Origin of the sequence: Streptomyces sp. NPDC048361 (assembly GCF_040651795.1) — a bacterium.
Lineage (GTDB): Bacteria > Actinomycetota > Actinomycetes > Streptomycetales > Streptomycetaceae > Streptomyces.
Window position 1 is genome coordinate 24,850 of the sequence record NZ_JBEZKW010000040.1, and the last position, 13,492, is coordinate 38,341.

Sequence of the window (13,492 nt, forward strand, 5' to 3'; positions counted from 1 at the left end):
CCGTCGGGTGAGAGCGGGGGGCGGCCGTGTCCTCGGCCGCCACTCCCCGTTGTGCAGGCGTGATCTCAACACGACGCATCGCCACTGTCCTCGCCGTCGCCGCCGGTGTCTCGGGCTTCGCCGTCTCGTCGGCGAACGCGGCGGGCCCCCTCGACCACGTGGGCAAGCCGTTGAACCCGATCAGCGAGCTCGACAACATCGCCTCCAGCGGCATTCCCGCCCCGTACGCGGCCCAGCTCCCCGGCGTCAAGCAGCAGCTGGCCGGGCTCAACCACCTCAACGACCTCAGCCAGCTGCACCAGGTGACCGACCCGGTCGCGCCGCTGCTGGGCCTCCTGCCCGTAGCGGGATGACCTGAGGCGGCGCGGGACGAGACACGGGCGCGCGCCCGGAACCCAGCGGTTCCGGACGCGCGCCCGTGCGGTGTCGCGGTTCCTCGGTCAGAGGAGAATCAGGAGCAGGCTGGTCAGCAGGCCGTAGTGCTGGCGGTGGTAGTTGCCGTTGTTGTCGTTGTTGCCGTGGTTGTCGTGGGCGGCGACGCGCACGGCGGTCTGCGGGGCGGCCTGGGCGGTCGCGGTGGCGGGGACGATCACGGCGGCGGAGAGCGCGGCCACGACGGCGGCGCGACGGATGAGGCTCACAGAGGACTCCACATTCGACGAATTCGAGGGGTGAAACGGACGAATCAGACCGTAAGCCTCATATCGCGCGCGATCGTGCTGGCGCGCTCACGGCTACTCCACGTGGCGCCACATGTCCCCCGGCCGCCCCATCGGTCCTCAGCCCGCGAGGTGGGCGGCGCCCGGCGCACCCGAGATGTCGGAGATGTCGGAGTAGCCCTCGATGGACTGCGGGTCGCGCGAGCCCGGGCCCACATAGCGGGCCGAAGGACGCACCAGACGGCCCGTGCGCTTCTGCTCCAGGATGTGCGCCGACCAGCCCGCCGTCCGCGCGCAGGTGAACATCGACGTGAACATGTGCGCCGGAACCTCCGCGAAGTCCAGCACGATCGCCGCCCAGAACTCCACGTTGGTGGCGAGCACCCGGTCGGGCCGGCGGGCGTGCAGCTCCTCAAGGGCTGCCTTCTCCAGCGCCTGCGCCACCTCGAAACGCGGTGCGGCCAGCTCCTGCGCCGTACGCCGAAGGACGCGGGCGCGCGGGTCCTCGGCGCGGTAGACGCGGTGGCCGAAGCCCATCAGGCGCTCACCGTTGTCGAGGGCGCGCTTCACGTACGCCGTCGCGTCGCCGGTCCGCTCGATCTCCTCGATCATGCCGAGCACCCGCGAGGGGGCGCCGCCGTGCAGCGGACCCGACATCGCGCCGACCGCGCCGGACAGCGCGGCCGCGACGTCCGCGCCGGTGGAGGCGATCACCCGGGCGGTGAACGTCGAGGCGTTCATGCCGTGCTCGGCGGCGCTCGTCCAGTACGCGTCGACCGCCTTGACGTGCTTGGGGTCCGGCTCGCCGCGCCAGCGGATCATGAACCGCTCGACGACGGACTCCGCCTTGTCGATCTCCCGCTGCGGCACCATGGCCAGGCCCTGCCCGCGCGCCGACTGGGCGACATAGGACAGCGCCATGACGGCGGCGCGCGCGAGGTTGTCGCGGGCGGTGGCCTCGTCGATGTCGAGCAGCGGCTTGAGCCCCCACACCGGCGCCAGCATGGCGAGCGCGGACTGTACGTCCACCCGGATGTCGCCGGAGTGGACGGGGATGGGGAACGGCTCGGCCGCCGGAAGACCGGGGTTGAACGCCCCGTCCACCAGCAGGCCCCACACATTCCCGAACGAGACGTGTCCGACCAGGTCCTCGATGTCGACGCCCCGGTAGCGAAGGGCGCCGCCCTCCTTGTCCGGCTCGGCGATCTCCGTCTCGAACGCGACGACTCCCTCAAGTCCGGGTACGAAGTCGGACATCAGGCGGCTCCTCAGGGTGTGTGCGGCGGGCTGCGGGCGGGCCGTGCCGCCCCGGGTCCCTCGGTCATGCCCCGTACGGCGATCAGGAATCCCGCCGCGGGCTGAACGTGTGTATGGAGGCCACAGTGGCCCAGCCGAGAGTTTGGCGGGTCCCGACGACGCGGGGAAGCGTGACATCCGGCACACTGCCCGAATTCGGCGATACAGGGTTAACGCCCCGCCGCCGCGGGCAGACTGGGCCCCCGCCGGGCATCCCCGCCGGGCCGGACGCGACGGTGCGGCAGGATGGCCGGGTGACCGACCTGGACCCCGCAGCGATGCGCGAGCAGTACCGCACCACCCTCCTCGCCGAGGAGGGCCTCGCCCCCACGCCCATGGGGCAGTTCGCCCGCTGGTTCAAGGAGGCCGTCGCCGGGGGCCTGCACGAGCCCAACGCGATGGTCGTCGCCACCGCCACCCCCGACGGCCGCCCCTCGACCCGCACGGTGCTCCTGAAGTCCTACGACGAACACGGCTTCGTCTTCTTCACCAACTACACCTCGCGCAAGGCGGCCGAGCTCACCGCGAACCCGTACGTCTCGCTGCTCTTCCCCTGGCACCAGCTGGCCCGGCAGGTCATCGTGACCGGCACCGCGTCCCGCGTCCCGCGCGCCGAGACCGAACGCTACTTCCGCAGCCGCCCGCACGGCTCCCGGCTCGGCGCCTGGGCCAGCGACCAGTCCACGGTGATCGCCTCACGGGCCGAACTGACCGCGCGGTACGAGGAGTTGACGGCCCGTTACCCCGAGGGGAGCGAGGTCCCCGCGCCCGAGCACTGGGGCGGGTTCCGGGTGGCGCCGGGGAGCGTCGAGTTCTGGCAGGGCCACGAGAACCGGCTGCACGACCGGCTGCGGTACGCCGCCGAGGGCGACGCGTGGCGGGTGGATCGCCTGGCGCCCTGAACGGGGCCCGATTGCGGACGGCGCTCTCCGGTCCCGGCCACCCGGACCAAGCCTCCCGGCCACCCGGATCAAGCCATCCGGCCGGGCATCCTCGGTGCATCCACCCGGACATGCAGAGACCCGCGGGCTCGGGTCCTCCGGAGAGGAGCCGGCCGGACGTACCGGCGAGCCCGCGGGTCGGTGACTGCTGGGAATTTCGGCCGACGTGATGCCGGCCCCGCACTAAGAGTGCGACTGGCAGGCGGTCAGCCCGCAGTCACCTCACGCGTCCGGTTTGCATACATCTGTCAAACCACCTCCCTTCTCGTGTGCACCACACATTAGGCACCGCTCCGGCCCCCCTCAACCCATTTATTTCCAGCACTCCCGAGCCCTGTACGGCGCCCCCGTGTGGCCGGTAGCCGCCGTTGGCCGAAAAGATTTCCACGAAGCCGGTGTGGGTTGCGTCACGTTCCAGTTGAATGATCCCGCGTGAGTGACTCCGCGCGGCAGCCGTGCGACGCGGCGACCACGTCCTGCAGGGGGTGCCAGGATGAGTGTTTCCCGGAGCGAGACCACCCGGGTCACGGACCCGGAGGGATCCGGTACGGAACCCGCGGGCCCGCCGCCCGCCCAGGAACCCGGCGGGGACCTCCTGGCCGCGCTGCTCGACGGGATGGACGCCGCGCTCTGCGCGTTCGACGCGGACGGCGTGGTCACCCACTGGAACCGCGAGGCCGAGCGGATCCTCGGCTGGCCGTCCGACGAGGCCGTCGGGCGCCGGGGCTTCGCGGGCTGGGCGGTACGGGCCGCCGACGCGGCGGAGATCCACCAACGCCTGATGGCGGTGATGGACGCGCCGGGCCGCCAGGTCCACGAGTTCGCCCTGCTGCGCAAGGACGGCAGTCGCGTCCTGGTCCGTACGCAGTCGGCGGGCGTGCGGGGTGCGGACGGCGCGGCGGCCGGGGTGTACTGCGCGTTCGGCGAGGTGCACGCGCAGATCGACCTGGAGCGGTCCATCGCGCTGAGCGAGGCCCTCTTCGAGGACGGGTCCTGGGGTGTCGTCCTGGTCGACGTGGACCTGCGCCCCACCGTCGTCAGCGCCTACGCGGCGCGCGCCCTCGGCACCGCCCGCGCGACCCTGCTCGGCCGCCCGCTCGGCGAGCTGATCGTGCAGGGCGTCGAAGAACTGGAGGGCGCGCTCCAGCACGTCCTGGCCGAGGGCCCGCCGGCCAGCCCCGCCGACGTGTGGGTGGTGCTGCGCACCGCGGAGGGCGAGCGGCGGCGCTGCGTGCGCAGCGGCTTCCTGCGGCTGTCCTCACCGCTCGCGGAGGAGCCCGTACCGCTGGGGGTGGGCTGGCTCTTCCAGGACGTGACCGAGCAGAAACTCGCCGAGCAGGAGGCGGACCGGCTGCGCTTCCGCTCCAACCAGCTCCACCGGGCCTCGCGCAACGCCGCCGAGTGCGAGGACCCGATGGAGGCGATCACCACGCACCTGGACTTCGCGGTGGCCGGTTTCGCCGACCACGCGCTGGTCGATCTGGTCGTGGGGGAGCGGCTGGTCCGCACCGCGGAGACCCCGGCCGGCGCGCCCGGCCCCGCGGCGCTGGTGGCGGGCGGCGGCATCCCGGTCCGCTATCCGCCCGGCCACCCGGCCCTTCAGGCGGTGGAGCGCACGGGCACGGTACGGGCCTGTGCGGGCGGGGAGGGAGGGGAGTCGTGGGCGGCGGAGCGCCAGTGGCCGCGGGAGGCTGCGCACGCGCTGTGCGTGGTGCTGCGCAGCCGTGGCCGGACGCTGGGCGTCCTGACCTTCCTGCGCGGTCCGTCCCGCCCGGCCTTCGAGCGTCCCGACGCGGCGTACGCGGAGAGCGTGGCGTCAAGGGTGGCCGCCGCGGCCGACCTCCTGACCCCCAAACCGGCCCCCCCACTGACACCCCACTGACACCCCGCCCAACCCGGGCCTGCGCCCCGGGCCCCGTCAACTCCGCCCAACCCTGGGGGCCTGCGCCCCGGCACCTTCCACCTGCGGACTGTGGTGGGCTGCTCGCGCAGTTCCCCGCGCCCCTTGACTACTCGGTGCCGGCCCGCATGGGCATAGTCAGCCCGTCCGGCTTTTGAGGACGAGCGCCCTTCAGGCGTGAACGGGGTCTGGGGCGGAGTCCCGGGGAGCTGAGGCCAAGCAACTCCGCCGCATCCCCACCCCCGGCGGAGCCTAGTGGCGGAAGAAGATGCGATCCCCGTACTCCGTCATGACCCGCCCGTTCCACTCATGGCCCCCGTCAACGTTCCCCGAACGAAGAAGCGGAGGCTCGATCCCCCGGGCAAGAAGCGCCTCCGCCGCCGCCGCCATCGTCGCCTGCATCAGCGCACTCGTCACCACGGTCGACGCGGGAGCGAACGGCGCCGACACCCCCTCGTGCGTCAGCTCCGCGTCCCCCACCGCGATCTTGCTGTCGAGCACGACATCGCAGTGGTCGCGCAGGAACGTCCCCGAGACATGCCGCGACCGCGTGTTCTCGGCGTACGCCACCGAGGTGACCCCGATGACCTTGAGCCCGAGCGCCCGCGCGTTCATCGCCATCTCCACGGGCAGCGCGTTGCGCCCGGACAGCGAGATGATCACGAGGACGTCGCCCGGCTTGGCGGGGCTGGAGTCGAGCACCGCGCCGGCCAGCCCGTCGACCCGTTCCAGCGCGGAGCCGAGCGTCGCCGGCATGACGTCGACGCCGACCACACCGGGCACGGCGAGCAGGTTCATCAGGGCGAACCCGCCGGCCCGGTAGACCACGTCCTGCGCGGCGAGCGAGGAGTGCCCGGCGCCGAAGGCGAAGAGCCGCCCGCCTGCCTCCACGGTGTCGGCGATCACCGCACCGGCGGCCGCGATGTTCAGCGACTCCTCGTCCCGTACCCGCCCCAGAAGCCCGATCGCGGCGTCGAAGAATTGACCGGCCAGCTTGCTCTCGCTCATCGCCGAGGACCCTTTCAGGGGTGGGTAAACGACCGTGCGCCGCTCACGGTGCGGTCTGGACCTTTTCCCTGTCAATACGGTGTCCACGGGCAGTGGGTCAAGATGGGGAACGCTCGCGGTGGCACGGTTGTCAGTGCGATGCGTCAGAATTGGTCCAGGGCCAGCGGCACGACGTTTTTATGTCACAGCATCGAGGGGCACGTATGTCCGGACTGATCGACACCACGGAGATGTATCTCCGCACCATCCTCGAACTTGAGGAGGAGGGTGTGGTCCCCATGCGCGCCCGCATCGCCGAGCGCCTGGACCAGAGCGGCCCGACCGTGAGCCAGACGGTGGCGCGCATGGAGCGCGACGGCCTGGTGCAGGTGGCGGGCGACCGTCACCTGGAGCTGACCGACGAGGGCCGCCGCCTGGCGACGCGCGTCATGCGCAAGCACCGGCTCGCCGAGTGCCTGCTCGTCGACGTGATCGGCCTGGAGTGGGAGCAGGTGCACGCGGAGGCCTGCCGCTGGGAGCACGTCATGAGCGAGGCGGTGGAGCGGCGCGTCCTTGAGCTGCTGCGTCACCCCACCGAGTCTCCGTACGGCAACCCGATCCCGGGCCTTGAGGAGCTGGGCGAGAAGGCCGAGGCGGACGCGTTCCTGGACGACGGCATCATCAGTCTGGGCGAGCTCGACCCGGGCCCCGAGGGCAAGACGGTGATCGTGCGCCGGATCGGCGAGCCGATCCAGACCGACGCCCAGCTGATGTACACGCTGCGGCGGGCGGGCGTGCAGCCCGGCTCCGTGGTGAGCGTGACGCAGTCGCCGGGCGGGCTCCTGATCGGCAGCAGCGGCGAGGCCGCGGAGCTGGCGGCGGACGTCGCGTCGCACGTGTTCGTCGCCAAGCGCTGAGGCGGCTGAGGCGGCCGAGGCGGGCAGCGGGCGCCGGACGCCCATACGGGTCGGCCGCACTGAGCCGGCCCGCGAGCCCGCCGGCCCCGCGAGCCCGAAGCAACCGGAGCCGGCCTCACGGCGTGAGATTCACGGCGTGAGGGCCACGGCGTGAGCTTCACGGCGCGAGGTCCACGAGGCTCGGCCCACGGCGCCCGGCGCGGGCCCACGAGGCCAGGCCCCTCCCGTGGCCGCTCTCGCCCCAATGGATCACGTAACGGAACGCAACAGAACGTCACCGGCCGTTCCCCGTAAGGAAGTTGACCCCACCTGATGACGGGTGCGGGAAGCTTGCGGGGAAGGCCGGTTTCCGGACGGAATGGCAGCGGCCGGGCGGATCGCGTGCGAGGCTGTGGCGTGAGCCATTCGATCGCGAAGGCGCGCGGCAGGGGAGGGGGCGGCAGCCATGGCGCCGTTCGAACCACGCGCACCGTCGTCGGTACCGGCGGGCCCCGGGTCCGCTCATCCGTTTCCGCTACGGGAAGACCAGGGCCCCGGCACCTTGCGGCGCCGGGGCCTGTCCTCCCCGGTCTCGACCCGGAGCCCCGAGCTCCCAGGGTCGACCCCCGCGGACCGTCTTCCCCGAGCGGCCCGCCTCCCGGAGAAGATCTCCCCTCGGCACGTGGCGTCAATCCTTGAGCGTGGTCACTCGAACGAGGGGTGTTGCGCGGGATACGCGAGTTTTCGAATAGGGGTTCGATACTCTGCCGTGTACTGACCACGTTGGAGCCGTTCGGGGACTGTCGGGGACTGAAGGGGGTGCCAGAGCACATGGTGCGGCGCATCGATGTGACAGGGACCGGTGGGGTTCGCCTTGCCGCCTGGGAGTTCGCGGAGCAGCCCAAGGGCGGCCGGGAGGCGGACGGCGCCCCCGGCGTCCTCCTGCTGCACGGCCTGATGGGCCGAGCCTCGCACTGGGCCTCCACGGCCCGGTGGCTGGCCGAGAAGCACCGGGCGGTCGCGATCGACCAGCGGGGCCACGGCCGCAGCGACAAGCCGGCCGACGGGCCCTTCACACGCGAGGTCTACGTGGCCGACGCGGAGGCCGCCGTCGAGCAGCTGGGCCTCGCGCCGGTGACCCTCATCGGCCACTCCATGGGCGCCCTCACGGCGTGGCAGCTCGCCGCCAAGCGGCCCGATCTGGTGCGCGCCCTGATCATCTGCGACATGCGGGCATCGGCGCTCGGGGCGGCGTCGCAGCGCGAATGGGAGGACTGGTTCAAGGCGTGGCCGGTGCCGTTCGCCACGCTCGCCGATGTACGCAAGTGGTTCGGCGAGGACGACCCGTGGGTGGAGCGGCCGAGCCCGTCGCGGGGCGAGTTCTTCGCCGAGGTGATGGCGGAGCGGGCGGACGGCTGGCGCCCGGTCTTCTCCCGCCGCCAGATGCTGACGTCCCGCGCGACGTGGGTGTACGACGCCCACTGGGAGGAGCTGGCCCAGGTCGAGTGCCCCGCGCTGGTGGTGCGCGGCCTGGACGGCGAGCTGGGGCGGGCGGAGGCCCAGGAGATGGTGCGGGTGCTGCCGCGCGGGCAGTACGCGGAGGTGTCGGACGCGGGGCACCTCGTCCACTACGACCAGCCCGAGGGGTGGCGCGACGCGGTAGAGCCCTTCCTGGACGCCGCGCTCACCCCGTAGCGGCCCCCGATCCGGCCCCGGCCGGCATCGGCATGCCCAGCCCGCCCAGCCCTGAAGGCGCGGACGGGGTCTGGGGGCGGAGCCCCAGGGAGCTGCCACCCGCAGCAAGTAGCCGCACGGGGCCCGGGGTCGAGCCCCGCCGCCGGGTGGGGTCAGCCGGTGCTGACCGCCGAGAGGATCTCCGGCAGCCGATCCGCCGTCCGCGGCGCAGCCACCCGCAACCCCGCCCAGCACACGAGCCCCCCGTACACCGCCCCCAGCGGCAACAGCAGCCACAGCGCGGCATGGTTGCCGGACACATGCAGCCAGATCGCCAGCGCGATCATCGGCGCGCACAGCACCGCGCTCACCACCATCCCGCCGAGGACCGACAGCGCCGCGATCCCGCCCTGCCCCGGCGCCACGTTCTTGCGGCTGTCCTGCGGGATGGAGTACGCAAGCGTCGCCGACGCCACCGACCCCGTCGCCAGCATCGCGCCGAGCAAGGACAGCGCGAGCCCGATGACCTCGGGCAGCTTCGCCCAGTCGCCGAGCATGCCCGCCGTCACCGCCGCCACGAGCACCGTGTACGGAAGCGTCACAAGGAGCAGCGCCAACGCCCGCGCCCGCAGCTCCAGATAGGCGTCCCGGGTCGAGGAGATGCTCAGCAGCACCATCCAGAACGCCGAGGTGTCCTGGCCGAACTGGTTGTACATCTGCATGCCGAGCATGCCCGTCGCGAAGCACGCGAAGTACACCGTGCCGGCGCCCTGCAACGCGTTGAAGACCGGCACGATCAGGCCGATCGCGAGCGAGGTGATCCACGCCGCCTTCGTCTTGGGATCCCGCCAGGCGTAGCGCAGCGTACGCAGCATCGCGGTGCCGGTACGGCCGTCGGGGAGCAGCGAGGTGAGGCCCCGGCCGCTGGACTCCTTGCGGGAGGCGTCGGACGCGGCGAGCGTCGAACCGTCCGGCGTGGTCATCAGCTTCACGAGAGAGCGCTTCCAGGCGAACAGGAGCAGCCTCAACGCGCCGAGGGACAGCAGGAGTTGGGCGGCGGCACGGCCGTACGCCCCCTCGCTCACCGAGTCGACCGCGCCGATCGCCGACGCCGGCGGCAGCCACCGCACCACATCCGCGACCGGGTCGAGCGCGGTGATCCCACCGGACTTGCCGAGCCGCTGCATGCCGAAGTTCACGAACTGGATGCCGACCGCGATGATCAGGCCGCTGAGGACGGCGAGGTCGCGGCCTTTGCGGGAGGTGAGCAGCCGCGTGTTGGCGGCCGCCACGGCGCGCGCCAGCGCCAGGCAGACGAGCAGGGCGAGCGGCACGGCGAGGACGGCGAGCAGGGCCGCGCCGATGCCGTGCGCGACGGCGATCGCGGAACCGAGCACCAGACAGAGCGTGAACAGCGGCCCGATCCCCACCAGGGAGGCCACGAGCAGCGCACCGACGAGCGGCCCGGGACGCAGCGGCAGCATGACGAGCCGGGTGGGGTCCAGGGTCTCGTCGCCGCTGGGGAAGAACAGCGGCACGACGGTCCAGGCCACCGCGAGCACCGTCACGCCGAGCACCGCGACGGTGGCGGCGTGCGCGTTGCCGTGCAGCGCGATCAGGCCGACCAGTTGCAGCGCGGCGAAGAGCAGGGCGAGGACGGCGGAGGTGATGTAGGCGGCCCGGCGCCCACCGGAGCGCCGCAGCCCGTTCTTGAGGAGCGACAGCTTGAGCCGTACGAAGACGGGCGTCAACGCGGCAGCGCTCTGCGACGAGGCCGTCATCGGGCACCGCCCCCGAGCCAGTCCAGCGAGTCCCCCGCGGTGCGGCCACCCGCGCCGACGAGTTCGAGGAACGCGCTCTGCAGCGACGTCGCGTCGCCGCGCACCTCGGCCAGGGTGCCCTGCGCGCGGATGCGGCCCGCGGCCATCACGGCGACCCAGTCGCACAGCGACTCGACGAGTTCCATGACGTGGCTGGAGAAGACGACGGTCGCGCCGGACCCGGTGTAGCGCTCCAGGACACCGCGGATGGTCTGCGCGGAGACCGGGTCGACGCCCTCGAACGGCTCGTCGAGGAAGAGGACTTCGGGGTTGTGGAGGAGGGCCGCGGCGAGCCCGATCTTCTTGCGCATGCCCGTCGAGTAGTCGACGACCAGCTTGTGCTGGGAGCCGGCGAGGTCGAGTACGTCGAGGAGTTGCGCGGCCCGCTTGTCGACCTCGGCGCCGGGCAGCCCGCGCAGCCGGCCCGAGTAGCCGAGGAGTTCGCGGCCCGAGAGCCGCTCGAACAGGCGCAGCCCCTCCGGCAGTACGCCGATGCGGGACTTGACCGCGACCGGGTCGCCCCACACATCGTGCCCCGCGACCTCGACCCTGCCCTGGTCCGGCCTGAGCAGCCCGGTCACCATGGACAGAGTGGTGGTCTTGCCCGCGCCGTTCGGCCCGACCAGGCCGATGAACTTGCCCGCGGGCAGCTCCAGATCGACCCCCGCCACCGCGATCTGCTCGCCGAAGCGCTTCCACAGCCCTTGTACGCGGACGGCGGGCGGCGCGCCCTGCGCTCCGCCCGCCGTGTCCGACGGTCCTTCGAATGCCCGGTCCGGCATGGTCGTGCCTCTCAATCCCCGTGGTGATGCCTACCCGCACACCATAGGAGCCGGAGGTGGCACTCGCGCCAGGCCCTGGGCGGCACCCGCGCCGCACCGGGGCCGGCACTGCCTAGGGCCGCCGGGCCCTCGCGTCCGCGGCCTCGCGTCCGCAGGCGTAGGCGAGCGGGCTGATCAGCTCTTCCGCGTCGGGCAGCCAGCGGTTGGCGGGGGTGGGGCGGCGCGCCCACTGCACCGCGCCCGAGCCGCCGATCCGGGTCGGCGGCGCCGCCACATAGTCGCCCTCGCCGCGGGTGACCAGGTCGACCGCGGCCGGCGACCACCCCAACTTCCGTACCAGATCGGGGACTTTGGCGCCCGCGCCCGGCAGGACGAAGAAGAGCATCCGGCGGTCGGGGGTGCAGGTGACCGGGCCGAGCGTGAGCTCCATCCGCTCCATGCGGGCCAGCGCGAGGAACCCGGCCGACTCCGGTACGTCGATGGCGTCGAAGGTACGCCCGGTGGGAAGCAGGATCGAGGCCCGGGGGCTCTTGGACCACAGGCGGCGGGCCGCGACCGCGCTTCCGGTCGCCTGGGTCGCCCAGTCGGGCCGCGCGGGGTGCGCACCCGGCTTCGGGCACGCCGTGTCACCGCACGAGCAGCGCTCGACCCCCTCGTCGGCTTCGAGGGAGGTGCCCGGGAAGACGTCCCAGTGCCGCTCCTCCGCGTACCGTACGGCGCTGTCCAGGAGCTGTTCGCCGCGCTGCTTGGGGATCTGTGCGGATTCCGTATCCGTGCCCGTGCCTGTGATGGTTTCTTCCACGACGGACTCAACGGGGGCCACCACCCAGGGTTACGGGCTCGGTGACGGCGGGATCAGGGGTATCGGTCCTGCATATGGGGCGCATGGGTGCATGGGCGGGGGCGCGCGTGCGGCTGTGCGTCGGCGGCCGGGTAGCCCTATGCGGGGGAAGCAGCCGGGAATTTGGGCAATGACGCCATATTTCCGATTCCCCTCGTTTCTCTGCATATTCGCAGGGCAATGATCAGGGTGCTGATCACTGCCGCTCCAGGGGGTTTTCATGGCAGCCAGGCCTCTCGTCGCCCGCCAGCCCAACGAACGTCTGCAGGCGCTCATTCAGGAAGCCGGATGTTCCAACGCCGGTCTCGCCCGTCGCGTGAACATGGTGGGCGCGGAGCGGGGCCTCGACCTCCGCTACGACAAGACGTCCGTGGCACGGTGGTTGCGCGGACAGCAGCCGAGGGGAAGGGCGCCCGGCATCATCGCGGAGGCCCTCGGCCGGAAACTGGGCCGTACGGTCACGATCGACGAGATCGGCATGGCCAACGGCAAGAACCTCGCATCCGGCGTGGGGCTCCAGTTCTCGCCCACCGTGCTCGGCGCGATCGAGCAGGTCTGCGAGTTGTGGCGCAGCGACGTGGGCCGGCGCGACTTCCTGTCCGGCTCCACCGTCGCCGCCTCCGCGCTCGTCGAGCCGAGCCGGGACTGGCTGATCACCGGCGCCGACTCTCAGGTCGCGCGCAGCGCGGGCCAGCGGGTCGGGGCGGCCGACGTCGAGGCCGTCAAGGCGATGACCGACGCCCTGATCCAGCTCGACCACCGTTTCGGCGCCGGCCATGTGCGGCCGGTCGTCGTCCACTACCTCAACAGTGTCGTGTCGGGGCTGCTCGCCGGGTCCTACCGGGAGTCCGTGGGGCGGCAGTTGTTCGCCGCCGTGGCCCGCCTCACCGAACTCGCCGGGTACATGGCCGTCGACACCGGCCAGCCGGGCCTCGCCCAGCGCTACTACATCCAGGCCCTTCGCCTGGCCCAGGCCGCCGACGACCGGGGGTACGGAGGCTACGTACTGGCCGCGTCCATGAGCCATCTCGCCGCCCAGCTCGGCAATCCGCGCGAGATCGCCCAACTGGCGCGCGCCGCACAGGAAGGCGCGCGCGGCCGGGTCACCCCGCGCGCCGAGGCGATGTTCTACGCGGCCGAGGCGCGCGGGCACGCCCTGCTCGGTGACGCGCGCACCTGCCAGCTCGTATCGGGCCGCGCGCTGAGCGCGCTCGACGCGGCGGACCCCGACGCGGGCGACGACCCGCCGTGGATCGCCCACTTCGACCACGCCTATCTCGCCGACGAACTCGCCCACTGCCACCGGGACTTGGGGCAGTCGCAGGCCGCGGCGAGGTGCGCCGAGGAGTCGCTCGCCGGGCACCCCGAGTCACGGGCGCGGCGCCGCGCCATCGGGCTCATCCTGCTGGCCACCGCCCAGGTGCAGCAGCGCGAGGTCGAGCAGGCGTGCGCGACGGGCACCCGGGCCGTGGAGCTCCTGTCCACCCTGCGCTCCAACCGCGGCGCGGACTACCTGGAGGACCTGCAACAGCGTCTGGAGCCGTACGGGGACGAGCCCGCGGTGCGGGAGTTCGGGGAGCGCCTGGAGGTGCAAGCAGCCTGAGTGCGTGACGTCAAGGGCGCCTGAGCAGGGGTTGAGGGAGGGCTTGGCAAGGGCGTGGGGGGACCCGGTAGCGTGAACCGACGATTCCTAGGT

At 72.4% G+C, this 13,492-nt stretch carries 12 protein-coding genes; 6 read left to right on the forward strand and 6 right to left on the reverse strand.

Annotation, left to right across the window (positions count from 1 at the left end; all coding sequences use genetic code 11):
• Positions 1-59 precede the first annotated feature (59 nt).
• Entirely contained in the window at positions 60-353 is a 294-nt protein-coding gene (locus tag AB0D31_RS22575; RefSeq protein WP_362725933.1) for a hypothetical protein, read from the forward strand.
• An 87-nt stretch (positions 354-440) separates the two neighbouring features.
• On the opposite strand, the gene AB0D31_RS22580 is transcribed toward AB0D31_RS22575, so the two are convergent.
• Together AB0D31_RS22580 and AB0D31_RS22585 are read right to left on the reverse strand one after the other, a co-directional pair.
• Entirely contained in the window at positions 441-641 is a 201-nt protein-coding gene (locus AB0D31_RS22580) for a hypothetical protein (protein WP_362725936.1), read from the reverse strand.
• Positions 642-779: 138 nt separating this feature from the next.
• Positions 780-1,916 (reverse strand): citrate synthase 2, encoded by a 1,137-nt coding sequence (locus tag AB0D31_RS22585; protein ID WP_362725938.1) that lies wholly within the window; start codon positions 1,914-1,916, stop codon positions 780-782.
• A 317-nt stretch (positions 1,917-2,233) separates the two neighbouring features.
• Between AB0D31_RS22585 and pdxH the strand changes: the two genes are divergently transcribed.
• A complete protein-coding gene (pdxH, locus tag AB0D31_RS22590) occupies positions 2,234-2,857 on the forward strand; it encodes a pyridoxamine 5'-phosphate oxidase (protein WP_362726047.1) in 624 nt (207 codons plus the stop codon).
• 532 nt (positions 2,858-3,389) lie between these two features.
• A complete protein-coding gene (locus tag AB0D31_RS22595) occupies positions 3,390-4,778 on the forward strand; it encodes a PAS domain-containing protein (protein WP_362725941.1) in 1,389 nt (462 codons plus the stop codon).
• Positions 4,779-5,048: 270 nt separating this feature from the next.
• Here AB0D31_RS22595 and AB0D31_RS22600 read toward each other — a convergent pair whose 3' ends face one another.
• A complete protein-coding gene (locus AB0D31_RS22600) occupies positions 5,049-5,804 on the reverse strand; it encodes an SIS domain-containing protein (RefSeq protein WP_362725944.1) in 756 nt (251 codons plus the stop codon).
• Positions 5,805-6,007: 203 nt separating this feature from the next.
• On the opposite strand from AB0D31_RS22600, the gene AB0D31_RS22605 reads away from it, so the two are divergent.
• Together AB0D31_RS22605 and AB0D31_RS22610 are read left to right on the forward strand one after the other, a co-directional pair.
• A complete protein-coding gene (locus tag AB0D31_RS22605; protein WP_362725947.1) occupies positions 6,008-6,700 on the forward strand; it encodes a metal-dependent transcriptional regulator in 693 nt (230 codons plus the stop codon).
• An 810-nt stretch (positions 6,701-7,510) separates the two neighbouring features.
• Complete coding sequence (locus AB0D31_RS22610) at positions 7,511-8,374, forward strand: alpha/beta hydrolase (RefSeq protein ID WP_362726050.1); 864 nt, start codon at positions 7,511-7,513, stop codon at positions 8,372-8,374.
• A 152-nt stretch (positions 8,375-8,526) separates the two neighbouring features.
• Here AB0D31_RS22610 and AB0D31_RS22615 read toward each other — a convergent pair whose 3' ends face one another.
• From AB0D31_RS22615 to AB0D31_RS22625, 3 genes are all read right to left on the reverse strand, one after another.
• The gene (locus AB0D31_RS22615; protein WP_362725950.1) at positions 8,527-10,134 is read right to left on the reverse strand and encodes a transporter; all 1,608 of its coding nucleotides are present in this window, start codon (positions 10,132-10,134) and stop codon (positions 8,527-8,529) included.
• Positions 10,131-10,955, reverse strand: a complete 825-nt coding sequence (locus AB0D31_RS22620) for an ABC transporter ATP-binding protein (RefSeq protein WP_362725952.1) — start codon at positions 10,953-10,955, stop codon at positions 10,131-10,133. Before AB0D31_RS22620 ends, AB0D31_RS22615 begins: the two co-directional genes overlap by 4 nt.
• Positions 10,956-11,067: 112 nt before the next feature.
• Entirely contained in the window at positions 11,068-11,757 is a 690-nt protein-coding gene (locus AB0D31_RS22625; RefSeq protein ID WP_362725955.1) for a bifunctional DNA primase/polymerase, read from the reverse strand.
• 259 nt (positions 11,758-12,016) lie between these two features.
• On the opposite strand from AB0D31_RS22625, the gene AB0D31_RS22630 reads away from it, so the two are divergent.
• A complete protein-coding gene (locus tag AB0D31_RS22630) occupies positions 12,017-13,399 on the forward strand; it encodes a transcriptional regulator (protein WP_362725957.1) in 1,383 nt (460 codons plus the stop codon).
• Positions 13,400-13,492 lie beyond the last annotated feature (93 nt).

Coding starts and splice junctions, on each gene's coding strand:
- AB0D31_RS22600 (WP_362725944.1), bottom strand. CDS start 5,804: ATGAGCGAGAGCAAGCTGGCCGGTCAATTCTTCGACGCCGCGATCGGG.
- AB0D31_RS22620 (WP_362725952.1), bottom strand. CDS start 10,955: ATGCCGGACCGGGCATTCGAAGGACCGTCGGACACGGCGGGCGGAGCG.
- AB0D31_RS22605 (WP_362725947.1), top strand. CDS start 6,008: ATGTCCGGACTGATCGACACCACGGAGATGTATCTCCGCACCATCCTC.
- AB0D31_RS22615 (WP_362725950.1), bottom strand. CDS start 10,134: ATGACGGCCTCGTCGCAGAGCGCTGCCGCGTTGACGCCCGTCTTCGTA.
- AB0D31_RS22585 (WP_362725938.1), bottom strand. CDS start 1,916: ATGTCCGACTTCGTACCCGGACTTGAGGGAGTCGTCGCGTTCGAGACG.
- AB0D31_RS22595 (WP_362725941.1), top strand. CDS start 3,390: ATGAGTGTTTCCCGGAGCGAGACCACCCGGGTCACGGACCCGGAGGGA.
- pdxH (WP_362726047.1), top strand. CDS start 2,234: ATGCGCGAGCAGTACCGCACCACCCTCCTCGCCGAGGAGGGCCTCGCC.
- AB0D31_RS22630 (WP_362725957.1), top strand. CDS start 12,017: ATGGCAGCCAGGCCTCTCGTCGCCCGCCAGCCCAACGAACGTCTGCAG.
- AB0D31_RS22610 (WP_362726050.1), top strand. CDS start 7,511: ATGGTGCGGCGCATCGATGTGACAGGGACCGGTGGGGTTCGCCTTGCC.